Below are 23354 nucleotides of genomic sequence, written 5' to 3' on the forward strand. Positions count from 1 at the left end.
GTCTTGGTATCAAATCGCAATCTTTTCCGCAACGTCGAAAAAGGCCTCCCTAATTTTCTGGGAGACGCTGCCTGGATGGCCATTTGCGATCGGCTGGCCATCGATCGACACAACCGGAAAGCAGATGCTCGTGGCCGCCGTGATGAACACCTCACGCGCCGCAAGCATCTCCGCGACCGAGAATTTCCGCTCCTCGATCTTCAGGCCCAGCTTGGCGCCGACATCGATCAGCGTCGTGCGGGTAATGCCGCGCAGAATGCCGTGTTCAGCCGGACGCGTAATGAGAGTGCCGTCGCGATCGACGATCCAGACATTGGTCGCAGCTCCCTCTTTCACCATCCCATCGGGGTCCACAAAGATCGCCTCCTGCGCACCGGCTTCCTTCGCGTGCTGGCGCGCCATGGCGTTCGGCAAGAGACCGACGGACTTGATATCGACACGGTCCCAGCGATTGTCGGGCACGGTGATCGCCTTGATGCCTGTCGCGTTCTTCCTCGCGATGATCGAAGGATCGGTGCTCTTGGCGGTGATGACCAGCGAGGGCAGCGTTCCTTCTGCGGGAAACACATGATCGCGCCGTGCAACCCCACGGGTGATTTGCAGGTAAAAGAGACCGTTGCGGACGCGATTGCGCCGCAGCGTTTCGCGAATAACACGGGTCAGCGCGTTGCGGCTCATTGGCCAGGCAATACGCAACTCACCAAGCGATCGGTCCAGCCTGTTCAGATGGCGTGTAAGATCAACGATATAGCCATGCCTGATTTCACAGACTTCATAGACGCCATCCGCGAACTGATAGCCTCTATCCTCGATATGGACCATTGCATTCGAGTGCGTGACATAGCGGCCGTTCACATAGGCTATTCTGGGCATGGTGAACCTGTGCGGGAGTTATAGCAGAGAGAATTAGGACGGCGCCGCAGCGCCGCCCGTGTCTCAGACGCCGAGCGACTTCAACTTGCGGTGAAGCGCCGAGCGCTCCATGCCGACAAACTCCGCGGTGCGCGAGATATTGCCGCCAAAGCGATTGATCTGCGCGATCAGGTAGTCCTTCTCGAACATCTCTCGTGCCTCGCGAAGCGGCAGCGTCATGATGTGATAGTCGTTCTTGGCCGAAACCTTTGGCAACATGTCGCCAAGGTCAGTCGGCAGCATCTCGGCAGTGATCGGCGCATCCGGACCGTCGGAACGGGCAAGGATCATCAGCCGCTCGATGTTGTTGCGCAGTTGGCGGATATTGCCCGGCCAATCATGGGCCTGTAGCACGGCCATCGCGTCGTCGCCAATGCGGCGGGGACGGATGCCGGCCTGTTCGGAAATCTGCCGCATCAGCTGATCGACCAGGAACGGAATGTCTTCGCGCCGTTCGGCGAGTGCCGGTACGCGCACGGGCACCACGGCAAGGCGATGATAGAGATCTTCGCGGAACCAACCCTCGGCGATGCGGGTCTCGAGATTGTAGGCCGTCGACGAGATGATGCGCACATCGACCTTCACCCGCTTGGAGCCCCCCACGCGCTCGAACTGCTGATCGACAAGAACGCGGAGGATCTTGTTCTGCGTCTCGCGCGGCATTTCGCCGACTTCGTCGAGGTAGAGAATGCCACGGTGTGCCTCTTCCAGTGCGCCGATCTTGCGCGCCTGGCCAGGCGACCCTTCCGTACCGAACAGCGCAATCTCCATGCGATCAGGGGTGATATTGGCGGCATTCAGTGCCACGAAGGGACCATTCGCGCGCGTCGACTTCTTGTGGATCATACGGGCCACAAGCTCCTTGCCGGAACCTGACGAACCAAAGATCATGATGCGGCTGTTGGTCGGCGATACCTTCTCGATCGTCTGGCGGAGCTGCGAGACGGCAACGGAGGTACCGATAAGTTCGACCGGATCGCCAGCCTTGCGCTTGAGTTCGGATACTTCGCGCTTCAGCTTCGAATTCTCTAGCGCGCGCTCCGCGATCAGGATCAGTCGATCGGCCTTAAATGGCTTTTCGATGAAGTCGAACGCGCCCCGCTTGATGGCGGAAACAGCCGTCTCGACGTTGCCGTGACCCGAGATCATGACGACAGGGATGTCCGGGTGGCGCGTCTTGATCTCGTCCAGAAGCGACAGACCGTCGAGCTTGCTGCCCTGCATCCAGATGTCGAGGAAGATCAGCCGCGGCGCACGATCGGAGATCGCAGCCAGCGCACTGTCGCTGTCATGTGCCGTACGGGTCTCATGTCCTTCGTCAGACAGGATACCGGAGACGATCTCGCGGATGTCGTGCTCGTCGTCGACGACCAGAATATCAGAGGCCATAAACACTTTCCTTGTCACTTGCGGCCGGAGCAGAAGGCGCAGTTTCCAGACGTGGCAGATGCACGCGGATCATGGCCCCTCTTCCCTGGTCGAAATCAGCGGGCGCATCATGCAATTCGAGCTGCCCACCATGTTCCTCAATAATCTTCTTTACGATCGCCAGGCCAAGTCCGGTGCCCTTCTCGCGCATCGTCGTATAGGGTTCCAGAATGCTGTGGCGGTTTTCGACCGGCAGGCCGCGACCGTTGTCGATCACATCGACGGTGAAGCGATCCCGCGCCGGATCGAGCGAGGCACGAACGAGGATCTTGCGCTCGTCGCGCTCTCCGCTCGGCACGGCTTCAATCGCCTCCACGGAATTCTTGATCAGATTGCCGAATGCCTGACCGAGCATGCGGCTGTCGAACAGCCCTTCCAGCGGCTGGTCGCCCAGTTCCTGCTGGAAGCTCACGTGGCTGTTGCCCATCTCGCGCAGGAACACCGCATCATGCAGGATCTTGCGGAGATCGCTCGGCTCCTTGATCGGCTTCGGCATCCGGGCAAACGACGAGAACTCATCCACCATGCGGCCAATGTCACCCACTTGCCGGATGATGGTCTCGGTGCACTGGTCGAAGACGCTGCGGTCATCCTGGTTGATCTGTTTGCCGTAGCGGCGCTGAATGCGTTCTGCCGACAACTGAATCGGCGTCAACGGATTCTTGATTTCATGAGCGATGCGGCGGGCGACGTCGCCCCATGCCGTCGAGCGCTGTGCGATAACGAGGTCGGTGATGTCGTCGAGCGTGATGACATAGGATTCGCTCATGTCGCGTACTTCCTCGCGCGTCACCTGGACGCTCAGCGTCCGCACGGTGCCAGCTCGCACGAGGGCAATCTGCTTGCGGAAATCGCCGCGATAGCGGGAGGCGGCTTCCGTCAGGACCTGGTCGACTTCGGGCGCGATCTCGGAGAGTTGCTTGCCGAGCATGTCCGACGCCGGCAATGCCATAAGCGCTTCTGCGGAACTGTTGACGATGGTGACCCTGCGATCGTGCTCGACACCGATGACCGCGGCGGTCACACCGGATAGAACCGCTTCAATGAAACGACGGCGGTCGTCCACCTCATCCTTGGCCTCCAGGATCTCGTCGCGCTGCGTGCGAATTTCCGAGATCATCTTGTTGAAGGTCCGCGAGAGGTTGGCAACATCGCCGTCCACGGAATGGACAGGCACGACAATATCCATGTTGCCGGAGGCCACGCTGTCCGCCGCCGTAATCAGCAGACGGATCGGACGCACGATACGGTCAGCCACGGCAATTGCCGTCCAGATGGCGGCCAGCAAAACGATAAGGGCAAAGCCGATGTAGAGAACCGCGAAGGCGATCTGCAGCGAGAAACGCCCTGCCTCCATGGATTTGTATTCTGTGGCGTTCTCCTCCATGAGACGCATTGCGCCCATGACCTTGGGATCGACCGCGCGGACCGTGTAGAGGAACGCGCCGTCAATCGCATCGAGCTTGATGATGGCGCCCACCAGGTTGGTTATGCCCGGCGGAATCAAGGTCGGCTGGCCGGCCGCGGCCTTGTTCAACGCATCCTGGGGAATTGCCGGCAACGGCTTCTCGGTCTTGATATCAGCCTGGGTGATCACCGAGCCGTCAGACTGGACAAGGAAAGCACCGAGCAGCCCGCGGCCCCGCGCCTGCCGCGTCATCAAATCGGAAAAGCCGGTGCGATCGAGATTGAACAGAGCCCTGTTGCGCTCGAGGTCATTCGCCATCGAGACAGTCTGGCCCTGCAGGTAGCTCGCATTCTCCATCATGTAGGCCTGCCCGATGTTTCGGGAGGAACTGACGATCGATTGCGTGCGGAGCGCAAACCACCGGTCGAGGCCGGCATTCAGCGTAATACTGGCGAAAATCGCAACAAGGATCGCGGGGGTGATCGCGACGATTGAGAAGAGCACAACGATGCGGATATGAAGGCGCGCCGCCGCTCGCCCGCGTTTCCGCGCCTTGAGCAGGCGGGAGACCTCACGTGCGATGAGGGCCATCAGACCCAACACGAAAAACGAGTTCACGACAACCGAGGTGACAACGACATGGTAAGTCGGCGCGATCGGGGTCAGCCCGAGCAGAACGAAGAGCGTCAGCGTGGCACAGAGAAGCGCACCACCGGCAAGGATCAGGCCCGGCAGCGCAAACAGGGCACGGCGATCGGTCACGGCCGTGACAGCTTCGCCTTCCGCCGCAGGCGGCATTGCATCCTGTTCCATTCGCTTATTTCTCCTGGCGGCAGGCAATCGCCTCCGCCGCTCCCGCGGACCAGGGCGGAAGCCGCCAGCCTGCCTCCGCAACGCAACGGCAAGTGCCGCTGCTCTCTTAGACAGCTCCGAAAACCCGAACCCCATGCGTGACTTCTAAGCAACGCATTGTGGCGAAAATGCAACGTCGCCAGTCACATTGTCAAGCAGTGCGGGAGCTTCTGTACACCGATACGCCAAGCTCTCTGATCTTCTTGCGCAGCGTATTGCGGTTCAACCCCAAAAGGTCAGCCGCCTTGATCTGGTTGCCGCGCGTCGCCGTCAGCGCGGCTAGAATCAGCGGATACTCCATTTCCGTCAATACACGATCGTAAAGCCCGGGTGGCGGCAGGCCGTCGCCGAAACCGGCGAAGTATGTCCGCATGTTTTCTTCGACAGCCTGGGCGATAGTCATGTTGCCGTTACGGATCGGCCCCTTGTCGATCGGGCTGTCCGGCACATCGGACCGAAGCTCGGCTTCGATGATTTCGCGGGTGATCACATCCTGTGGATAAAGTGCCATCAACCGGCGAATGAGGTTCTCGAGCTCGCGCACGTTGCCCGGCCAGGCGTAGGCTTTCATCAGATCGAGCGCCTCCTGATCGAAGCGCTTGGAGCCAAGGCCTTCCTTTTCCGCCTGCTGGACGAAGTGGCGCACAAGATCCGGGATATCCTCCGCACGATCACGCAACGGCGGCAGACGCAGCGGAACGACGTTTAGACGATAGTAGAGATCCTCGCGGAAAAGTCCCTGATTGATCGCCTGCTTCAGATCCTTGTTGGTCGCCGCGACGATCCGAACGTCGGTGCGGATCGGTGTGCGGCCGCCGACAGTGGTGTACTCGCCTTGCTGCAGGACGCGCAGGAGGCGCGTCTGGGCATCCATCGGCATATCACCAATTTCGTCGAGGAAAAGCGTGCCGCCTTCGGCCTGCTCGAAGCGACCGGTCGAACGCGTCTGGGCGCCGGTGAACGCACCCTTCTCGTGGCCGAAGAGCTCGGATTCGATCAGATCGCGCGGGATCGCCGCCATGTTGATCGCGACAAACGGCCCGTTGCGGCGCTTGCCGTAGTCATGGAGCGCCCTCGCCACCAGTTCCTTGCCGGTACCGGACTCGCCGGTGATCATCAGCGTCAGATCGGTCTGCATCAGGCGCGCAAGGACGCGATAGATTTCCTGCATCGCGGCCGAACGGCCGACAAGCGGCATTCCGTCCTGCATGTCCTCGTCAAGCTTGGCTGGCCTGCGCTTCGGCTCGGCCAGCGCACGGCCGATGATGCCGATCAGTTCCGTCAAGTCGAATGGTTTTGGCAGGTAATCGTAGGCGCCCTTTTCGGAAGCCTTGATCGCCGTCATGAAGGTGTTCTGGGCGCTCATGACAAGCACGGGGAGATCCGGGCGGGCCTTCTTGATGCGCGGCAGGAGATCGAACGCATTTTCATCCGGCATCACGACATCGGTTACGACAAGATCGCCCTCGCCTGCCGACACCCAACGCCAGAGCGTGGCGGCGTTGGAGGTAATTCGCACGTCATAGCCGGCGCGGCTCAGAGCCTGATTAAGCACGGTACGAATTGCCGCATCATCATCCGCGACGAGGATCGTTGCTGTCATCGAGTAGGTCCTGTGGGAGTTATGGTCGTTGCGTCGTCCACCGATGCGTCCTTGGAGGCCGGCATCAAGACGCGGAATGTCGTGCGGTTGGTCTGGCTGTCGCATTCAATAATGCCGCCGTGGTCCCCAATAATCTTAGCGACGAGCGCGAGGCCAAGGCCGCTGCCGTTCGTCTTGGTCGTAATGAACGGATCAAACAGATGCGGCAGAAGGTCCGCCGGCACGCCCGGACCGTTGTCCTGAACACAAAATTCCAGCGGCAGCGAAATCTTTTCGCGCGTGCCGGCGACCGACAGACGAATGCCGGAGCGGTAAGCCGTCGTCAAAACGATCTCGCCATCCGGGCGATCGCCGACGGCTTCGGCGGCATTCTTTACGAGATTGAGGAACACCTGAACAAGCTGATCGCGGTTCGCGTAGACAGACGGCAACGACGGGTCGTAGTTCTCGGTGATCCGGAGGTGCCGCGCAAATCCCGCCTTCGCCACGGCCTTCACGTGATCGAGAACGGAGTGGATATTGACCGGCATCCGATCAACGGGGCGTTCGTCCGAGAAGACTTCCATGCGGTCCACGAGCGAGACGATGCGGTCCGTTTCGTCGCAGATCAGCCGCGTCAATGCGCGGTCGTCGTCGACGACCGATTGCTCTAGCAGCTGCGCTGCACCGCGAATACCGGAAAGCGGATTCTTGATCTCATGCGCCAGCATGGAGGCAAGCCCCGTGACCGAGCGGGCCGCCGCACGATGCGTCAGCTGCCGGTCGATCTTGTCCGCCATCGACCGCTCTTGGAACACGATCACGACGGAGCCTGGATCGCTGACGACAGGGGCAACATACAAGTCGACAAGCTTGTCCTGTCCGAGGCGCGGCGAGCTCAAGTCGACGCGATACTCGTTGATCGGTGCTCGCCGTTCACGAACCTGGTCGATCAAGGCCAGCAGCGGACTGCCAAATGGGATAAAGGTCGAGATCTTGTACCGCGCGAGGTGGGCTGCGCTGGCACCGAAGAAGGCTTCCGCTTCCCAATTTGCGAAGGCGACGAGGCCAGCCTCGTTGACCATCACGACCGGATTCTGGATCGCGTTGAGCACAGCGATCGCAACTGCGCTACCGCCGTTGTCGATCGACGATGGCACGTCATTCGTCATGCAGCCTCCCGGGTCTGCGTGTTCGATGCCGCAGCCATAAATGCATTATAAAACCTTGCAGCTACGTCGTCGGGCTCCCGCGCCGTCATGATCGCGGCCTTTTCCTGCGCTGCAAGACCAGGCGCAAAACGGTCGAGATACCAGCCAAGGTGCTTCCTTGCGTGGCGAACGGCGACTGCCTCACCGTAAAATTCGAGCATCATTCTGTAGTGCTCGGTCGCAATGTCGGGGACTTCCCACACTTCGGGCGCCGGTTGCCCAGCCAATACGCCGGCGTGCCACGGCCTGCCCTGGCAGCCCCTACCGATCATGACGGCATCGGCTCCCGAGCGACGCAGAATCTCATGTGCATCCTCGACGGTTTCGACATCGCCGTTTGCAACCAAGGGCACGGTAATGGCATCGCGAACCGCGCGGATCGCATCCCAGTCTGCCCGACCCTCGTAAAACTGCATGCGCGTGCGGCCATGGATCGTAATAAGCTGAACGCCAGCCTGTTCGGCGCGGCGCGCGATCTCGGGCGCGTTGATCGAATTCTCGTCCCAACCGAGCCGCATCTTCAGGGTCACGGGAACGCTGACGGCCTTGACTGTCGCCTCGATGAGGCTGAGGGCGTGATCGGGATCGCGCATCAAGGCGGAGCCGGAGTAACCGCCAATCACTTTCTTGGCGGGGCATCCCATGTTGATATCGATGATGTCGGCGCCATGGTCGGCAGCGATCTTCGCGGCCTCCGCCATCCAATGGGCTTCACGGCCAGCGAGCTGAACCATGTGGGGCTCAAATCCCGCGCTTTCGAGGCGTGCCCATGATTCGGCAGTGCTGTTGACCAGTTCGCGGCTTGCTACCATCTCGGTGACCACAAGCCCTGCGCCATGACGCCACGCCAGTTGCCGGAACGGCATGTCCGTCACGCCAGACATAGGCGCCAGCACAACACGGTTCCTGACTTCCACAGGTCCAATCCGCAAAGGTGATGCGAGGTCGAAGCTCAACAATTGATTATCTTTCAGGCACGCGAAATGCGTGCACTATTTTTAGACAGGTTTGAATGGCTTGCCAAGAGGGCAGTGCGCGAATTGACATTTTTCGAGCAAATGCTGGAATTCGATGCGCCAAGCCGCTAAGCACCGGTGTAAAAATCGCGCTTTGAGGATTTATGCCGCAAATGCATCAAAAGCAACCAGCAATAGGTATCGTCGTCGTCGCGGCCGGCCGCGGCGAACGCGCGGGCGCCTCCGAAGAGGGACCGAAGCAGTATCGGGCGATTGGCGGCAGGCCTGTTATCACTCACACACTGGAGAAGTTCGCCAGCTGGGAGCTTGCCCGCCACATCGTCGTGGTCATTCACCCCGACGACGAGGCGCTGTTTGCTAAGGCTGCCGGGCAGGTCCAGTCCGGCACGCCGATCGATGCGGCTCACGGCGGCGCTACGCGCCAACAATCCGTCTTAGCGGGACTACGCCATTTGCGCGGCAAGAATATCTCGCATGTTCTGATCCACGACGCAGTGCGGCCCTTCTTCGATCATGCGCTTCTCGATCGCATCGCTGGCCTGCTCTCGGAGGGCGTGCCGGCAATTCTCCCCGCCATGCCCGTCGCCGACACGCTGAAGCGAGCAGATCATGATGGAACGGTCCTCGACACCGTTTCCCGCGATCATCTCTACGCAGCGCAAACGCCGCAGTCTTTCGCCTTCGAGCCCATCCTTGCCGCCCACGAAAAGGCGGTTGTGGCAAATCTCACCGATTTCACCGACGACGCCGCCATTGCCGAATGGGCCGGTATTCCGGTGCGGATCGTCGAGGGTGTGGCGGACAATGTAAAACTGACGGTCAAACGGGACATCGCAATGGCAGACAGCAGACTTTCAGTACAGGCGCTCCCCGATGTGCGCACCGGCAACGGCTACGACGTCCATCAGCTCGAGCCGGGCGACGGCGTAACGCTCTGCGGCGTCTTCATACCGCATGACCAGAAGCTCAAGGGTCACTCCGACGCGGACGTAGCGCTCCACGCGTTGACTGACGCACTGCTTGCGACCTGTGGAGCGGGCGACATCGGCGATCATTTTCCGCCATCTGATCCGCAGTGGAAGGGCGCGCCGTCGCGCATCTTCATCGAACATGCGGCAAAGATCGTGCGCGAGCGTGGCGGCGCCATCATGAACGCCGACGTGTCGCTGATCGCCGAAGCACCGAAAGTCGGGCCGCATCGCGACGAGATGCGCGCCAATCTGTCCGAGTTCCTGGGCATCTCGATCGACCGCTGCTCAGTCAAGGCGACGACCAACGAGAAGATCGGCTTTGTCGGCCGGCGCGAGGGCATCGCCGCGATCGCCACGGCAACCGTCGTCTATCGGAGCACATGAGATGAGCACCTTCCCGAACGACATCATCGTGCAAGCAGAAGCGATCATTCGCGATTTCACGGCAGCTGGGCTGATGGTTTCGACCGCGGAATCCTGCACCGGCGGACTGGTCGCTGGCGCGCTCACGGAAATCTCAGGATCGTCCTCTGTCGTGGACAGAGGCTTCGTCACCTACACCAATACCGCCAAAATGGAGATGCTTGGCGTGCAGGAGGAAACGCTGATCCGCTTCGGCGCGGTCTCCGAGGAGACGGCGCGGCAGATGGTGCACGGCGCCCTCTTCCGCTCCCGCGCCGCCATTGCCGTCGCCGTGACGGGCGTTGCCGGGCCAGGCGGCGGATCGGTGGAGAAGCCGGTCGGCCTCGTCCACCTCGCGGCCAAGTCGCGCTCTGGCGGGCTTATTCATCGGAAGATGCTCTACGGCGACATCGGTCGCAGTGAGGTGCGGCTTGCGACGGTCAGGACCGCGCTTGGTATGATCCAGGAATTGGCTCAGCCGTAAATCTTCGTCGCCCGCGTTTCGAAGGCTTCCGAGAACATGCGGAAGGCGCGATCGAACATCGACCCCATGACCGCCCCCAGGATGCGGCTCTTGAACTCGTAGTCGATGAAGAAGTGGATGTTGGAGCCTGTTGCCGTCTCCTCGAAACGCCAGCGGTTGTCGAGATAGCGGAATGGTCCATCAATATACTTGACCTCGATGAGGCGCTCGGCCCGGTTCAACAGCACCTGCGTCGTGAAGGTTTCGCGGATCGCCTTGTAACCGACGGTCATATCGGCGATCAGCAGAACCTTGCCGTCACGCTCCTTGCGGCTGCGAATGCTCAGCGCCTCGCAGAGCGGAAGAAACTGAGGATAATGCTCGACGTCGGCGACGAGATCGAACATCTGATCGGCGGAATGCGGGACGGAGTGATGCGTTTCGAACTGAGGCATGATCGGCAGTTAAGTAGGAGCGCCGAGAAGATCAAGAAGGTGGTTCACCTCCCGCCGGCTTTTCAGCTGAAAAACCGGAACATTCGGGCCATGCTTGTCGAGCGCAGCAATCACCAGGGGCGCGAACCGCTTCTCGAACGTCCAGATGTAAGTGAGAAACTCCCGATCCGGCACTCGCTCCAGGCATCCGGGCGCCATGTCTGGCCGAGTCCTTCCGAGATGGAGGAACGCGCGTTTGCAGATTCCCCACAGACAAAGCCAGCGCGGCATACGTACCCAGACGACCAGTTCCGTGCGGGCGACACGAATATCGAAGGTGGATGGGCCGGTTCCGTCCATGAGCCACCGTTCGCCGGCGACGACGTTACCGATCAGATGGCGCTCTTCCTCTTTCGGGCGCTTGACCCAGCCCGGCAGCCAGAAGAACTCTTTATCCATGGAAAAATAAGGAAGATCGAGCTTGCTGCTGAGTTTTAGCGACAAGGTGCTCTTGCCGCCGCCGGAGCAGCCGATGACCATGATGCGCTCGGACTGGCGCAGCAGTGCGGCAACCTTGCGCATATCGTCGATATAAGCCGGTATTCTCGTCGCCTCCGCAAACAAAAAGCCGCGGGAAGATCGCCGCCGCTTTTGAAAAATGCAAGCGATCGTTGATTATTCCGCTGCGATCAGCAGCTTTTTCTCGCGTGCGGCCTTCAGGCGTGCGAAGTCGTCGCCGGCATGGTGCGACGAACGCGTCAGCGGGCTCGAAGCCACCATCAGGAAGCCCTTGGTATAGGCGACCGTCTCGTAGGACTTGAATTCGTCAGGCGTAACAAAGCTCATCACCGCGTGGTGCTTGCGGGTTGGCTGCAGGTACTGGCCGATGGTCAGGAAGTCGACCTCTGCGGTCCGCAAGTCGTCCATCAGCTGCAGCACTTCGTTTCGTTCCTCGCCGAGACCGACCATGATGCCCGATTTGGTGAACATGGTGGGGTCCAGTTCCTTCACGCGCTGCAGCAGGCGGATGGAGTGGAAGTAACGAGCTCCCGGACGAACCGTCAGGTAGTTGCCGGCAACCGTTTCCATGTTGTGATTGAAGACGTCGGGCTTTGCGGCAACGACGCGCTCCAGGGCACCGGGCTTCTTCAGGAAGTCGGGCGTCAGGATTTCGATGGTCGTCGTCGGCGAGGCAACACGGATCGCCCAGATCACCTTCTCGAAATGCTCGGCGCCGCCGTCTTCGAGATCATCGCGGTCGACCGAAGTGATGACGACGTGGGAGAGCCCCATCTCCTTCACCGCCTTGGCGACATTCTCCGGCTCGGCCATGTCAAGCGCATTCGGCTTGCCGGTCGCAACGTTGCAGAAGGCGCAAGCGCGGGTACAGATCTCGCCCATGATCATGAAGGTCGCGTGCTTCTTGTCCCAGCACTCGCCGATATTGGGGCAACCAGCCTCTTCGCAGACGGTGACGAGCTTGTGCTCCTTCACGATCGAGCGCGTCTCTGCGTATCCCTTGGAGGTTGGCGCCTTGACGCGGATCCAATCCGGCTTGCGCAGGACCTCCTGGTCAGGCCGATGAGCCTTTTCGGGATGCCGCACACGCTTGGTATCAGGATTGATCGTATCGAGAATGGTTACCATGGCAGTTCAAATCTCCGCCGCTCCATGCGGCAAAAGCCCTATCTATCGGCGGACGAGCCGCGCGACGAATATCAGCAAGCAGGCACCAAGAAAACCCGTGACGAAGTAACCGAGCCTGCCGCCGGCCACCTCTATATGAAATTGCGCCAGAATCGCGGTTGCGACCACCGAGCCGACGATGCCGAGCACGATATTGAGCAATACTCCGTAGCGAACCTCCATCAGCTTGCCAGCGAGCCACCCCGCAAAGCCGCCGATGATGATCGCTGCGATCCAGCCTACGCCTTCCATCCTGCCCTCGCCTCTTTACGATATCGCCCTTGCGATCAGAACCACGATGATGGCGCCGACACACCATAAACATGATGATCGACTTTTGCTTTTTCCACCTTCGACAATAGGGAAGAAACGATCAAGCGTTCAGGACACGACCATAAGCATCCAGAACCGCTTCCTTCATCGTTTCGGAAACCGTCGGATGCGGGAAGATCGTGTGCATCAGTTCCTCTTCCGTGGTCTCTAGGTTCATTGCGACGACAAAGCCCTGGATGAGCTCGGTGACCTCCGCGCCAACCATGTGGGCGCCGAGCAGCTCGCCGGTCTTCCTGTCGAAGATGACCTTGCAGAGACCCTGATCTTCGCCAAGCGCGATCGCCTTGCCGTTGGCGGCAAAGGAGAAGCGACCGACACGGATGTCGCGGCCCAATTCCTTGGTCTTGGCTTCCGTGAGACCGACGGAGGCAACCTGCGGGTTGCAGTAGGTGCAGCCCGGGACCTTGCCCTTGTCGGTCGCATGAACGTTCGGCAGGCCGGCGATCTTCTCGACGCAGACGACGCCTTCGTGCTCCGCCTTGTGAGCGAGCATCGGCGGGCCGGCGACGTCACCGATCGCGTAAATGCCAGGAACATTGGTCTTGCCGTAACCGTCGATGACGACGCAGCCGCGATCCGTCTTGACGCCGACAGCCTCAAGGCCGAGGTTTTCGATGTTGCCCTGCACGCCGACAGCCGAAATCATGCGATCCGCCGTGATCTGCTGTATCTTGCCATCCGACGTCTCGACATGCGCGGTGATGCTGTTGGCGGATTTTTCGACCTTCGCGACCTTGGCGCTCGTGAAGATCTTCATGCCGCGCTTTTCCATCTGCTTGCGGGCGATCGCAGTAACTTCCGCATCCTCGACCGGCATGATGGTAGGCAAGACTTCGACCACCGTCACGTCCACGCCCATCGACAGATAGAAGCTTGCGAATTCGATGCCGATCGCGCCCGAGCCCATGACGATCAACGACTTCGGCAGTACATCCGGCTTCAGCGCTTCGAAATAGGTCCAGATCAGCTTACCGTCCGGCTCGATGCCCGGCAGGGCGCGGGGACGCGCACCTGTTGCAACGATGATGTGCTTGGCGGTGTAAGTGCCCTCGCCCTTGACGCCCTTCGGCACGGGATGCTGTGGCTCGACGACCGGCTTCGACGACTTGCCGACGACGATCTCACCCGGCTTGGTGATCTTGGCCTCGCCCCAGATCACGTCGACCTTGTTCTTCTTCATCAGGAAGCCGACGCCTCCGTTGAGGCGTGCGGAGACGGCGCGCGAGCGGGCAACGACCGCCTTCACGTCGGCGCTGACCTTGCCTTCCAGCACGAGACCGTAGTCCTTCAGGTGGTTGGAATGGTCGAGAATTTCGGCCGAGCGGAGCAGAGCCTTGGTTGGAATGCAGCCCCAGTTCAGGCAAATGCCGCCCAGATGCTCGCGTTCGACGATCGCGGTCTTGAGACCGAGCTGGGTGGCGCGCACAGCGGCGACATAGCCCCCGGGTCCGGAGCCGATGATGATGACGTCGTAGTTCTCAGCCATGTTTCCCTGCCTTTGCTATCGGGCGTCGCGGGTGAGAAGCACCCACTCGTGTTTCCTGCCGTTTTCGAAGAAGGCCACGGCATTCGTTCGCGCCGCCTCCGAAAATCCATTCTTCTTGTAAAGCGACAGAGCCGCCTCGTTGTAACCTGCGGTAATCAGGCTGACCGGCGCATTTTCCGCACGCTCAATCTGATCCATGAGAAGCCGTCGACCGATCCCGATGCCACGCAGATGGCTGTAGACACCGAGCGTTCCGACAAACCAGCTTCCCACCACCATTTTCTGCAGATCGATGACCGGCTTCAGCGCCGGGCGATCCGCCTCGATATTCCGTATGCCTTCGCCAAGCCCGTAGCCGATCGCGGCTCCCGCGATCTCGCCATGGGCTTCGGCAATCACGGCGTCGCTCCAGTTGCCTTGCCCCTGGTCGCCACGCAGCTTCTGCCGTCCACGCTCCATCGGCGTATCGCCGCCACCGTTTCCAAGCTCCACCAGCCAGAGCCAGGAGGCGAAACCATGGGAAGCGATGTCCGTGAGTAAAGCCAGCTCCGTCGCATCCTCCCGCGTCGCGGGACGAAGCGAAGCGAAGGATCCCATGCTCAAAGCCCCAGCATCATCCGCACAGTCGACTCCATGCCGCGCCCAAGAGCGCGGGTATTGTCCGCATCAAGGTGAATGCCATCGACCGGTGTCGTCTTCGCCACCGAATTGCCGTCAAAGAAGCCGCAGCCGAGTTCGTCCGCGAGATCACGATAAAGGGTCGGAAGCTTCGCCGACTCCTCGATGGCGCCGACGAACGACGCCGCAAATGGCACGTTTGCCGTCTCACGCACCTTCGGCGGCGCGACGATCAGAATGTCCGGCCCATCGAATTCGAAGGGCCAGGCATGATTGCGGATCAGACGCACCAGCCGGGCAATGCCCTGGCAGGCGGCAAAGGCCGAACCCGCCACGACAGGCTTCATGTCGTTGGTGCCAAGCAGCAAAATGACAAGATCAAGCGGCGCATGGCTCTGCAGAATCGTGGGAAGGATGCGTGCGCCGTTCCGGTCGCAGTCGGCGAGATGGTCGTCGAAGGCGGTGGTTCGCCCATTCAATCCTTCGGCGATGATCCGCACTTCGTTGCCGAGTGCCGCCTGAAGCGCACTTGGCCAACGATCCTTGTAGGCATGACGTCCGATCGTGTCGGCGTCATAGCCCCAAGTCAGCGAGTCACCATAGCAAAGAACGGTCTTCGTCATTTCCGCCTCCGCTCCGGTCTCAGACGAGCATACCCATCGGATTTTCGATGTAGCCCTTGAACGCCTGCAGCAACTCCGCACCAAGCGCGCCGTCGACGCAGCGATGGTCGGTCGACAGCGTGACCGTCATCACGGTTGCGACAGCCAGCTGGCCGTTCTTGACGACGGGGCGCTGCTCGCCTGCGCCGACTGCGAGGATCGTCGCATGCGGCGGGTTGATGACGGCTGCGAACTGCTTGACGCCCATCATGCCCATGTTGGAGACCGAGCTGGTTCCGCCTTGGTATTCTTCGGGCTTCAGCTTGCGATCCTTGGCGCGCTTGCCGAGATCACGCATCTCGTTGGAGATGGCCGACAGGGTCTTCTCCTCGGCCTTGCGGATGATCGGGGTGATCAGGCCGCCAGGGATCGAGACGGCAACGCCGACATCGGCGTGCTTGTGCTTGACCATGTTGGCTTCGGTCCAGGAGACGTTCGCATCCGGAACATCGCGCAGAGCCAGCGCCATAGCCTTGATGACCATATCGTTGACCGACAACTTGTAGGACGGCACACCATCCTTGCGGGGAGCGGCATCGTTCAGCTGGGCACGCAGAGACATCAGTGCATCGAGCTCGCAATCGACGGTGACGTAGAAGTGGGGCACAGTCTGCTTGGACTCGACGAGGCGCTTGGCGATGACCTTGCGCATGCCATCATGCGGCACGAGCTCGTAAGAGCCCGGTTCGAACAGCTTGAGAACGCTCTCGTCCGATGCGCCCTTCGGGGCTGCAGCAGGAGCCGGTGCGGCAGCCTGTGGAGCAGCAGCAGCCGGAGCAGCCTTTGCACCACCACCTGACACGGCCGCTTCGACATCGCTCTTGACAACGCGGCCGTGAGGGCCGGAGCCTGATATGGCCGAGAGATCGATACCGGATTCCTTGGCCAGTCGACGCGCAAGCGGCGAGGAGAAGGTGCGATTTCCGCCCGCGGGAGCGGCTGCAGGTGCCGCTGCCGGAACCGGTGCGGCAGCAGCCGGAGCCGGTGCTGCCGGCGCTGCTTCCGCCTTCCGGGCTTCAGCAGCCTTCGGCGCCGGTGCGGCAGAGCCTGCACCGCTTGCAGCAGCGGATACATCTTCGCCATCGGCAGCAAGCACGGCGATCAAGGCATTGACCTTGACGCCTTCCGTACCGGCAGGAACGACGATCTTGGCAACCGTGCCCTCATCGACGGCTTCGACTTCCATCGTTGCCTTGTCGGTTTCGATTTCCGCAATGATGTCGCCCGACTTGACCGTGTCGCCTTCCTTGACGAGCCACTTGGCCAGATTGCCTTCTTCCATCGTCGGAGAGAGGGCAGGCATCGTGATGTTGATAGGCATCGAAATACCCTCCCCTTGTTACTTGTAGCAAACGGCCTTTACGGCATCGACGACCTCGGCGACGCTCGGCAGTGCGAGCTTCTCGAGATTGGCGGCGTAGGGCATCGGAACGTCCTTGCCGGCGATCGTGAGAACCGGCGCATCGAGGTAGTCAAAGGCCTGCTGCATGACGCGGGTAGCGATTTCGGTGCCGACCGAGTTCTGCGGATAGCCTTCCTCGACGGTGACCAGACGGCCGGTCTTCTTGACCGATTCAATCACGGTCGGAAGGTCCATCGGGCGCAGCGTGCGCAGATCGATCAGCTCGGCATCGATGCCGATCTTTTCGAGTTCGGCGACGGCCTTGGTGGCATAGGTCATGCCGATGCCGAAGGAGACGATCGTGACGTCCCTGCCCGGACGATGGATGCGAGCCTTGCCGATCGGGAGAACGAAATTATCGAGCTTCGGCACATCGAAATGCTGACCGTAGAGGATTTCGTTCTCGAGGAAGACAACAGGGTTCGGATCGCGGATGGCAGCCTTGAGCAGACCCTTTGCGTCGGATGCCGTGTAGGGCATGACGACCTTGAGGCCCGGGATCTGGCTGTACCATGCCGAGTAGTCCTGGCTGTGCTGGGCACCGACGCGGGCAGCTGCACCGTTCGGGCCGCGGAAGACGATCGGAGCACCCATCTGGCCACCGGACATGTAGAGCGTCTTGGCGGCGGAGTTGATGATCTGGTCGATCGCCTGCATGGCGAAGTTGAAGGTCATGAACTCGACGATCGGCTTCAGACCGGACATGGCAGCACCGACGCCGACGCCGGCAAAGCCGTGCTCGGTGATCGGGGTGTCGATGACGCGGCGGGCGCCGAATTCCTGCAGAAGACCCTGGGTGACCTTGTAGGCGCCCTGGTATTCGGCAACTTCTTCGCCCATGACGAAGACGCTGTCGTCGGCGCGCATTTCTTCGGCCATGGCATCGCGAAGCGCTTCGCGAACAGTCATGGAGACCATTTCCGTACCTGCCGGAATTTCCCGATCGTTCGGCACGGCAGCCTTCGGCTCCGCCGGAACCGGAGCAGCAGCAGGCTTTTCTTCCGCCTGCGGAGCGGCAGCGACAGGTGCGGGCTGCGCGGCAGGTGCGGCAGAGATGTCGGACGCCGATTCACCGTCCTGAAGCAGGACCGCGATCTTGGCATTGACCTTCACATTTTCCGTGCCGGCCGGAACCAGGAGCTTGCCGATGACGCCTTCATCGACGGCTTCGACTTCCATCGTTGCCTTGTCGGTTTCGATTTCGGCGATCACGTCACCAGACTTGACGGTGTCGCCTTCCTGCTTGAGCCATTTGGAAAGCGTGCCTTCTTCCATCGTCGGAGAGAGGGCGGGCATGAGAATATCGATTGGCATGGGTCGTCCCTCCCCGATTAGAGCAGAATGTCAGTGTAGAGCTCGGATGCATCCGGCTCCGGATCGGACTGGGCGAAGTCGGCGCTGTCGGCAACGACATCGCGGACATCCTTGTCGATCGCCTTCAGATCGTCTTCCGAGGCCCAACCCTTCTCAAGGAGGCGCGCACGCACCTGCTCGATCGGATCCTGCTCGGAGCGCATCTTCTGCACTTCTTCCTTCGTGCGGTACTTCGCCGGGTCGGACATCGAGTGACCGCGATAGCGGTAGGTCAGCATCTCGAGGATGATCGGACCCTTGCCGGAGCGGCAATGCTCGAGGGCTTCGTCGGCTGCGGCCTTTACGGCGCGGACATCCATGCCATCGACCTGGATGCCGGGGATGCCGAAGCCGGAGCCACGCAGGGAGTAGTTCGACTGCGCGGTCGCGCGGGCAGTCGAGGTGCCCATGGCGTAACGGTTGTTTTCGACGATGTAGATGATCGGGAGCTTCCAGAGAGCAGCCATGTTGAAGCTCTCGTAGACCTGGCCCTGGTTCGCAGCACCGTCACCGAAGTAAGCGACGGAAACGCTGTCGTTGCCGCGGTAGCGATTGGCGAAAGCGAGACCCGTTCCAAGCGAAACCTGGGCGCCGACGATGCCGTGACCGCCGTAAAAATGCTTCTCTTTCGAGAACATGTGCATCGAGCCGCCCTTGCCGCGCGAATAACCGCTACGGCGGCCGGTCAGTTCGGCCATGACGCCACGCGCGCTCATGCCGGTCGCCAGCATATGGCCGTGATCGCGATAGGCGGTGATAACCTGATCGCCTTCTTTCTGCGCCATCTGCATGCCGACGACGACAGCTTCCTGACCGATGTAGAGGTGACAGAAACCGCCAATGAAGCCCATGCCGTAGAGCTGCCCGGCCTTCTCTTCGAAGCGGCGGATCAGCAGCATTTCGCGGTAGGCCTTGAGCTCCTCGTCGCGCGTGAAATCAGCGACAGGACCACCATTCGAGGCCTTGTTTGCCGGCTTTGCGCTAGTTTTACGGCTGGAAACGGTCGCGGTTTTTCGCGGCGCCATTCAACCCTCCCTATGGGTTTGTCGGTTCTTTGGTGGCGCACACCATAGGGAAGAAATTTAGCCACAGCAATGCCATAAATGCATGGCTCGTATTCATCAGTAAATCACTGATAAATAACGCTTTATTTCGATTAACTGAATTTCGGTTAATTCGAATAGTGATTGAATATGACGATCTCGTCGGCGCGAGAAACATTAAGCTGAAGACGCGCTTTCTCGTCCAGCATGTCCTTGTCCATCGAACCGTCGCTCAGCAGCGCGACCTGCTTTTCAAGATGCTCGCGCTTGCCTTTCAGAACCGCCAACTCCCTTTCGCGCGCTATCCGCTGGCGCTCGAACCCCTCGGTTGCCCGCAGACCGTAATCACCATGAATGCAATGATAGCCGAAGTAGGAGAGAAACGCGACCGTCATCGCGGGAACCACGAAACGACCGATCTTTTTCTTCTTGTGATGCTTTGTCCACATAAACGCACGCTCGAACGCATTACCTCGATGCGCTGAAGACTACCGGGCAGAGATTAACTGTCCGTTGACTATGAAAAATCGGGCACGAAAAAACCCGCGCCTTTCGTAGACGCGGGTCCAAGTCGCTCAATTCAGGCGCGATTGATCAGCCGCGGATGATCGAACGGCCGGCGTAGCGGGCCTGCGGGCCGAGACCCTCTTCGATGCGGATCAGCTGGTTGTACTTGGCCAGGCGATCCGAGCGCGACAGCGAGCCGGTCTTGATCTGACCGCAGTTGGTGGCGACCGCCAGATCGGCAATCGTCGAATCTTCGGTTTCACCGGAACGGTGCGACATGACTGCGGTGTAGGCAGCCTTATGCGCAGTGTTGACGGCGTCGAGCGTTTCCGTCAGCGAGCCGATCTGGTTGACCTTGACGAGGATCGAGTTGGCAACGCCCATGCGGATACCATCACGCAGACGGGCCGAGTTGGTGACGAACAGATCGTCACCGACCAGCTGGACCTTCTTGCCGGCCAGATCCGTCAGTGCCTTCCAGCCGTCCCAATCGTCTTCAGCCATACCGTCTTCGATGGAGACGATCGGATACTGGGCGGCGAGCTGGGCAAGGTATTCAGCCATGGCACCCGATTCCAGCGTGCGGCCTTCGCCTTCGAGAACGTACTTGCCGTCCTTGAAGAATTCGGTCGCAGCGCAGTCGAGGCCGAGGTAGATGTCTTCGCCCGGCTTGTAGCCGGCTTTCTCGATCGACTTCATGATGAAGTCGAGGGCTTCAGGGGCGCTCTTCAGGCCCGGCGCGAAACCACCCTCATCGCCGACGTTGGTGTTGTGGCCCTGAGCCGACAGCTCCTTCTTGAGGACGTGGAATACTTCCGAGCCCATGCGAACGGCTTCGCGGATGGAATCGGCACCGACCGGCAGGATCATGAACTCCTGGAAGTCGATCGGGTTGTCGGCATGCGCGCCACCGTTGATGATGTTCATCATCGGGACCGGCAGCAGGTGGGCGCTGGCGCCACCGACATAACGGTAGAGCGGCAGGCCGGCAGCCTGGGCAGCAGCCTTGGCAACCGCGAGCGATACGCCGAGGATGGCGTTGGCGCCGAGGCGCGACTTGTTCGGCGTGCCGTCCAGTTCGATCATGATGTTGTCGATCTGGATCTGGTTTTCGGCATCAATGCCGCCGATCGCGTCAAAGATTTCGGTGTTGGCGGCTTCGACAGCCTTTTCAACACCCTTGCCGAGATAGCGATTGCCACCATCGCGAACTTCAACAGCTTCGTGAGCACCGGTGGAAGCGCCCGACGGCACCGCCGCACGGCCCATGCTGCCGTCTTCGAGATAGACATCGACTTCGACGGTCGGATTGCCACGGCTGTCGAGAATCTCGCGGGCGATAATGTCGGTAATTGCAGTCATCGGTTCTTCCTGCTCGGTGGGTGATAACGTTGGAAGCCTGTTTAATCGAAGGCACACAAATTACAATGCCACACTGACGACAGATGGCATGCCACGGCCCTAACGGGTGAATATGTCAGGCCTTTGAAGGCACGCCCGGCCGTTGGTTAGAGACAACGCTTATCAACTTTCAAAACCTGAAGTTTTGGAAATATAAATTTTGACTTTCAAGCTGGTTGTAAATTTATCGACCAGTAACCAATCATATTTATAGTTAACGGCCGAAAGGAAATAGCACCTTCTTCGGCAGGCGTTATTGCATGATGCGCTTCCTTATGCGGCCAGGCCGCCTGTCACGATCCATAGCTGCTGCTCGAAAATTTCCAATGGTTTCAGAAACGACGTCGTTCACTATTTACTATTTACGGGGCATAGGATGAAACTCAATATTGCACGAAGCCTTGCAATCTTCGCGGTGGTCGTCGCCACCGGGCTCATTGCTTCGATCGGCATACAAAACTACGCCTTCAATAAGCTACGCGTGAACGGCGAGATGTACCGGCAAATCGTCTACGGCAAGGATCTCGTTGCCGATATTCTGCCGCCGCCCCTCTATATCGTTGAATCCTACATGCTTGCACTCGAGGCGGTGCAGCGCCCGGAGGTCGCCGGAAAGAACATCGACCGCATTCAAAATGTCCTGAAGCCCGCCTATGAGGATCGCCGCAAGTATTGGCAGGCAACCGCGCTCAGCGCAGACCTCAAGGAAAAACTTCTGAACGACGTCCTCATCAAAGGCGATGCGTTCTGGAAGGTGATACAGGACGAACTCGCGCCCGCCATCCTTAACGACGACTCTGCGGTCATCCCGACAGCCTTCGAGAAGCTTGCGACCAATTTTCATATCCACGAAACGGCGGTCAACGAGCTCGTTGATATGGCGAACGCCTTCCTGGCAAAGGCTGAAAAAGACGCGGCCGAACAGACAAGCATTCTCTCGGCGATCACGGTTGCATCTGCGGCGGTCTCGCTTTGCCTGCTTCTTGGCGGCCTCTACGCCTTCCGCCGGCGCGCCATCGTGCCACTTTCGGCGATGCGCGACTACATGGCGATCCTGGCGGGCGGCGACTATTCCAAGGAAGTCCCCTTCAGCCACCGTGTCGATGAAATTGGCGAAATGGCACGCGCCGTCACCGTGCTTCGCGAATCGGCGCAAGAACGGAACAAAATCCGCGAACACCAGGATGCGGAGCGCCAGGCCCAAGCCCAGCGCGATGCGGCGCTGGCCGCCTCCAAGGCTGATGAGGATGCCGGCCGCGAACGCATCATCGTGAGCCTGAGCCGCGGCCTGGACCGTCTTTCCCGCGGCGACCTCACCGTCCAGCTCAACGAAGCGTTCGCGCCAGACTACGAGAGGCTACGCGAGCAGTTCAATTCGAGCGTTCGCACGCTTTCCGGCACAATGAGGGATATCGCGACGGCAACCACTACGGTCAGGACTGGCACTAGCGAAATCGCAACAAGCACGGATGATCTGGCCCGGCGAACGAAACATCAGGCCGCATCGCTGGAGCAGGCAGCCTCGGCGCTAGATCAGATCACGGTTACGGTCAAAAACTCGTCGGAACGCGCCCATGAAGCAAACGCGATGATGACGGTGACGAAGGAAAGCGCCAGCTATTCGGCAACTGTCGTGCACGAGGCCGTAGCTGCAATGGAGAAGATCGAAGCATCATCCGTGCAGATCGGCGAAATCATCAACGTCATCGACGAGATCGCCTTCCAGACCAACTTGCTCGCGCTCAATGCTGGTGTTGAGGCCGCTCGTGCCGGCGAGGCCGGAAAGGGTTTTGCCGTCGTGGCGCAAGAAGTGCGCGACCTCGCCGGCCGCTCTGCCAAGCTGGCGAAGGAAATCAAGCAGTTGGTCGAGACTTCGTCCAGTCAGGTGTCAACCGGCGTTGCCTTGGTGAACCGCACCGGCGAAGCCTTGAACAGTATCGATCAGCAGGTGCTGAAGGTGACGACGCTGATCGAGGCGATCGTGCGCTCTTCCTCTGAACAGACGACCGCGCTCGTCGAGGTCAATGCCGCCGTCAACACCATGGACAGCGTCACCCAACAAAACGCCGCGATGGCGGAGGAAACCAGCGCAGCCTGCCGCGAGCTTGGCAACGAGGCGCTACACCTCAATCACCTGCTCTCCCGCTTCGCTCTCGAAGGCACGGAGAGGACGGCAGGATCGGCATGTCCCACAAAGACGAGGTTGGCGCTCGCCGGTTGACG

At 60.3% G+C, this 23354-nt stretch carries 21 protein-coding genes; 3 read left to right on the forward strand and 18 right to left on the reverse strand.

Features of this window, described 5'->3' with window-relative positions; translation table 11 throughout:
- Window positions 1-9: 9 nt before the first annotated feature.
- The 6 genes from C934_RS0122180 to dusB form a co-directional block, all read right to left on the reverse strand.
- Window positions 10-873 (reverse strand): D-amino-acid transaminase, encoded by an 864-nt coding sequence (locus C934_RS0122180; protein ID WP_026371997.1) that lies wholly within the window; start codon window positions 871-873, stop codon window positions 10-12.
- A 63-nt stretch (window positions 874-936) separates the two neighbouring features.
- The gene (ntrX, locus tag C934_RS0122185; protein WP_018858792.1) at window positions 937-2301 is read right to left on the reverse strand and encodes a nitrogen assimilation response regulator NtrX; all 1365 of its coding nucleotides are present in this window, start codon (window positions 2299-2301) and stop codon (window positions 937-939) included.
- Entirely contained in the window at window positions 2291-4561 is a 2271-nt protein-coding gene (locus C934_RS0122190) for a sensor histidine kinase NtrY-like (protein ID WP_018858793.1), read from the reverse strand. Before C934_RS0122190 ends, ntrX begins: the two co-directional genes overlap by 11 nt.
- A 190-nt stretch (window positions 4562-4751) precedes the next feature.
- Window positions 4752-6203: a nitrogen regulation protein NR(I) gene (gene ntrC / locus C934_RS0122195; RefSeq protein ID WP_018858794.1), complete on the reverse strand. Its 1452-nt coding sequence runs from the start codon at window positions 6201-6203 to the stop codon at window positions 4752-4754.
- On the reverse strand, window positions 6200-7354 hold the full coding sequence (locus C934_RS0122200) for a two-component system sensor histidine kinase NtrB (RefSeq protein ID WP_018858795.1): 1155 nt from the start codon (window positions 7352-7354) through the stop codon (window positions 6200-6202). The genes ntrC and C934_RS0122200 overlap by 4 nt, the downstream gene beginning before the upstream one ends.
- Complete coding sequence (dusB, locus tag C934_RS0122205) at window positions 7351-8277, reverse strand: tRNA dihydrouridine synthase DusB (RefSeq protein ID WP_018858796.1); 927 nt, start codon at window positions 8275-8277, stop codon at window positions 7351-7353. The genes C934_RS0122200 and dusB overlap by 4 nt, the downstream gene beginning before the upstream one ends.
- Window positions 8278-8513: 236 nt before the next feature.
- Here dusB and C934_RS0122215 point away from each other — a divergent pair, with 236 nt between their 5' ends.
- Both C934_RS0122215 and C934_RS0122220 read left to right on the forward strand, forming a co-directional pair.
- Complete coding sequence (locus C934_RS0122215; RefSeq protein ID WP_018858797.1) at window positions 8514-9725, forward strand: bifunctional 2-C-methyl-D-erythritol 4-phosphate cytidylyltransferase/2-C-methyl-D-erythritol 2,4-cyclodiphosphate synthase; 1212 nt, start codon at window positions 8514-8516, stop codon at window positions 9723-9725.
- A gap of 1 nt (window position 9726) precedes the next feature.
- A complete protein-coding gene (locus C934_RS0122220; protein ID WP_018858798.1) occupies window positions 9727-10227 on the forward strand; it encodes a CinA family protein in 501 nt (166 codons plus the stop codon).
- Here the strand turns inward: C934_RS0122220 and C934_RS0122225 are convergent.
- From C934_RS0122225 to eno, 12 genes are all read right to left on the reverse strand, one after another.
- Entirely contained in the window at window positions 10218-10661 is a 444-nt protein-coding gene (locus C934_RS0122225; protein ID WP_007790436.1) for a type II toxin-antitoxin system RatA family toxin, read from the reverse strand. The genes C934_RS0122220 and C934_RS0122225 overlap by 10 nt on opposite strands.
- A gap of 9 nt (window positions 10662-10670) precedes the next feature.
- Window positions 10671-11222 carry an ATPase AAA gene (locus C934_RS0122230; protein WP_018858799.1) on the reverse strand — a complete coding sequence of 184 codons (552 nt, stop codon included), beginning with the start codon at window positions 11220-11222 and terminating at the stop codon, window positions 10671-10673.
- A gap of 93 nt (window positions 11223-11315) precedes the next feature.
- Window positions 11316-12287, reverse strand: a complete 972-nt coding sequence (gene lipA / locus C934_RS0122235) for a lipoyl synthase (protein WP_018858800.1) — start codon at window positions 12285-12287, stop codon at window positions 11316-11318.
- Window positions 12288-12329: 42 nt separating this feature from the next.
- Entirely contained in the window at window positions 12330-12578 is a 249-nt protein-coding gene (locus C934_RS0122240) for a GlsB/YeaQ/YmgE family stress response membrane protein (RefSeq protein WP_018858801.1), read from the reverse strand.
- A gap of 121 nt (window positions 12579-12699) precedes the next feature.
- Window positions 12700-14145, reverse strand: coding sequence for a dihydrolipoyl dehydrogenase (gene lpdA / locus C934_RS0122245; RefSeq protein ID WP_018858802.1), 1446 nt, complete (start codon window positions 14143-14145; stop codon window positions 12700-12702).
- Between the two features lie 15 nt (window positions 14146-14160).
- Entirely contained in the window at window positions 14161-14742 is a 582-nt protein-coding gene (locus tag C934_RS0122250; protein WP_018858803.1) for a GNAT family N-acetyltransferase, read from the reverse strand.
- A gap of 2 nt (window positions 14743-14744) precedes the next feature.
- Entirely contained in the window at window positions 14745-15386 is a 642-nt protein-coding gene (locus C934_RS0122255) for an SGNH/GDSL hydrolase family protein (RefSeq protein ID WP_018858804.1), read from the reverse strand.
- Between the two features lie 19 nt (window positions 15387-15405).
- Entirely contained in the window at window positions 15406-16746 is a 1341-nt protein-coding gene (locus C934_RS0122260) for a pyruvate dehydrogenase complex dihydrolipoamide acetyltransferase (RefSeq protein WP_018858805.1), read from the reverse strand.
- 18 nt (window positions 16747-16764) lie between these two features.
- A complete protein-coding gene (locus tag C934_RS0122265) occupies window positions 16765-18141 on the reverse strand; it encodes a pyruvate dehydrogenase complex E1 component subunit beta (RefSeq protein WP_018858806.1) in 1377 nt (458 codons plus the stop codon).
- Window positions 18142-18158: 17 nt separating this feature from the next.
- A complete protein-coding gene (gene pdhA, locus C934_RS0122270; protein WP_018858807.1) occupies window positions 18159-19205 on the reverse strand; it encodes a pyruvate dehydrogenase (acetyl-transferring) E1 component subunit alpha in 1047 nt (348 codons plus the stop codon).
- Window positions 19206-19351: 146 nt separating this feature from the next.
- A complete protein-coding gene (locus C934_RS0122275) occupies window positions 19352-19672 on the reverse strand; it encodes an FtsB family cell division protein (protein WP_007532419.1) in 321 nt (106 codons plus the stop codon).
- A gap of 145 nt (window positions 19673-19817) precedes the next feature.
- A complete protein-coding gene (eno, locus tag C934_RS0122280) occupies window positions 19818-21092 on the reverse strand; it encodes a phosphopyruvate hydratase (RefSeq protein ID WP_018858808.1) in 1275 nt (424 codons plus the stop codon).
- A 415-nt stretch (window positions 21093-21507) separates the two neighbouring features.
- Here eno and C934_RS0122285 point away from each other — a divergent pair, with 415 nt between their 5' ends.
- Complete coding sequence (locus tag C934_RS0122285; RefSeq protein WP_018858809.1) at window positions 21508-23352, forward strand: methyl-accepting chemotaxis protein; 1845 nt, start codon at window positions 21508-21510, stop codon at window positions 23350-23352.
- Window positions 23353-23354: the final 2 nt, after the last annotated feature.

The sequence above is a fragment of the Rhizobium sp. 42MFCr.1 genome, assembly GCF_000377185.1.
Classification (GTDB): Bacteria; Pseudomonadota; Alphaproteobacteria; order Rhizobiales; family Rhizobiaceae; genus Rhizobium; species Rhizobium altiplani.

Bases quoted from the DNA above. Each gene is read 5' to 3' on its own strand.
- C934_RS0122225 (WP_007790436.1), bottom strand. From the start codon at position 10,661: ATGCCTCAGTTCGAAACGCATCACTCCGTCCCGCATTCCGCCGATCAG.
- C934_RS0122240 (WP_018858801.1), bottom strand. From the start codon at position 12,578: ATGGAAGGCGTAGGCTGGATCGCAGCGATCATCATCGGCGGCTTTGCG.
- C934_RS0122285 (WP_018858809.1), top strand. From the start codon at position 21,508: ATGAAACTCAATATTGCACGAAGCCTTGCAATCTTCGCGGTGGTCGTC.
- eno (WP_018858808.1), bottom strand. From the start codon at position 21,092: ATGACTGCAATTACCGACATTATCGCCCGCGAGATTCTCGACAGCCGT.
- C934_RS0122260 (WP_018858805.1), bottom strand. From the start codon at position 16,746: ATGCCTATCAACATCACGATGCCTGCCCTCTCTCCGACGATGGAAGAA.
- C934_RS0122255 (WP_018858804.1), bottom strand. From the start codon at position 15,386: ATGACGAAGACCGTTCTTTGCTATGGTGACTCGCTGACTTGGGGCTAT.
- lpdA (WP_018858802.1), bottom strand. From the start codon at position 14,145: ATGGCTGAGAACTACGACGTCATCATCATCGGCTCCGGACCCGGGGGC.
- dusB (WP_018858796.1), bottom strand. From the start codon at position 8,277: ATGTCTGGCGTGACGGACATGCCGTTCCGGCAACTGGCGTGGCGTCAT.
- pdhA (WP_018858807.1), bottom strand. From the start codon at position 19,205: ATGGCGCCGCGAAAAACCGCGACCGTTTCCAGCCGTAAAACTAGCGCA.
- ntrX (WP_018858792.1), bottom strand. From the start codon at position 2,301: ATGGCCTCTGATATTCTGGTCGTCGACGACGAGCACGACATCCGCGAG.
- C934_RS0122215 (WP_018858797.1), top strand. From the start codon at position 8,514: ATGCCGCAAATGCATCAAAAGCAACCAGCAATAGGTATCGTCGTCGTC.
- C934_RS0122190 (WP_018858793.1), bottom strand. From the start codon at position 4,561: ATGGAACAGGATGCAATGCCGCCTGCGGCGGAAGGCGAAGCTGTCACG.
- lipA (WP_018858800.1), bottom strand. From the start codon at position 12,287: ATGGTAACCATTCTCGATACGATCAATCCTGATACCAAGCGTGTGCGG.
- C934_RS0122230 (WP_018858799.1), bottom strand. From the start codon at position 11,222: ATGCGCAAGGTTGCCGCACTGCTGCGCCAGTCCGAGCGCATCATGGTC.
- C934_RS0122200 (WP_018858795.1), bottom strand. From the start codon at position 7,354: ATGACGAATGACGTGCCATCGTCGATCGACAACGGCGGTAGCGCAGTT.
- C934_RS0122220 (WP_018858798.1), top strand. From the start codon at position 9,727: ATGAGCACCTTCCCGAACGACATCATCGTGCAAGCAGAAGCGATCATT.
- C934_RS0122265 (WP_018858806.1), bottom strand. From the start codon at position 18,141: ATGCCAATCGATATTCTCATGCCCGCCCTCTCTCCGACGATGGAAGAA.
- C934_RS0122250 (WP_018858803.1), bottom strand. From the start codon at position 14,742: ATGGGATCCTTCGCTTCGCTTCGTCCCGCGACGCGGGAGGATGCGACG.
- C934_RS0122275 (WP_007532419.1), bottom strand. From the start codon at position 19,672: ATGTGGACAAAGCATCACAAGAAGAAAAAGATCGGTCGTTTCGTGGTT.
- C934_RS0122180 (WP_026371997.1), bottom strand. From the start codon at position 873: ATGCCCAGAATAGCCTATGTGAACGGCCGCTATGTCACGCACTCGAAT.
- ntrC (WP_018858794.1), bottom strand. From the start codon at position 6,203: ATGACAGCAACGATCCTCGTCGCGGATGATGATGCGGCAATTCGTACC.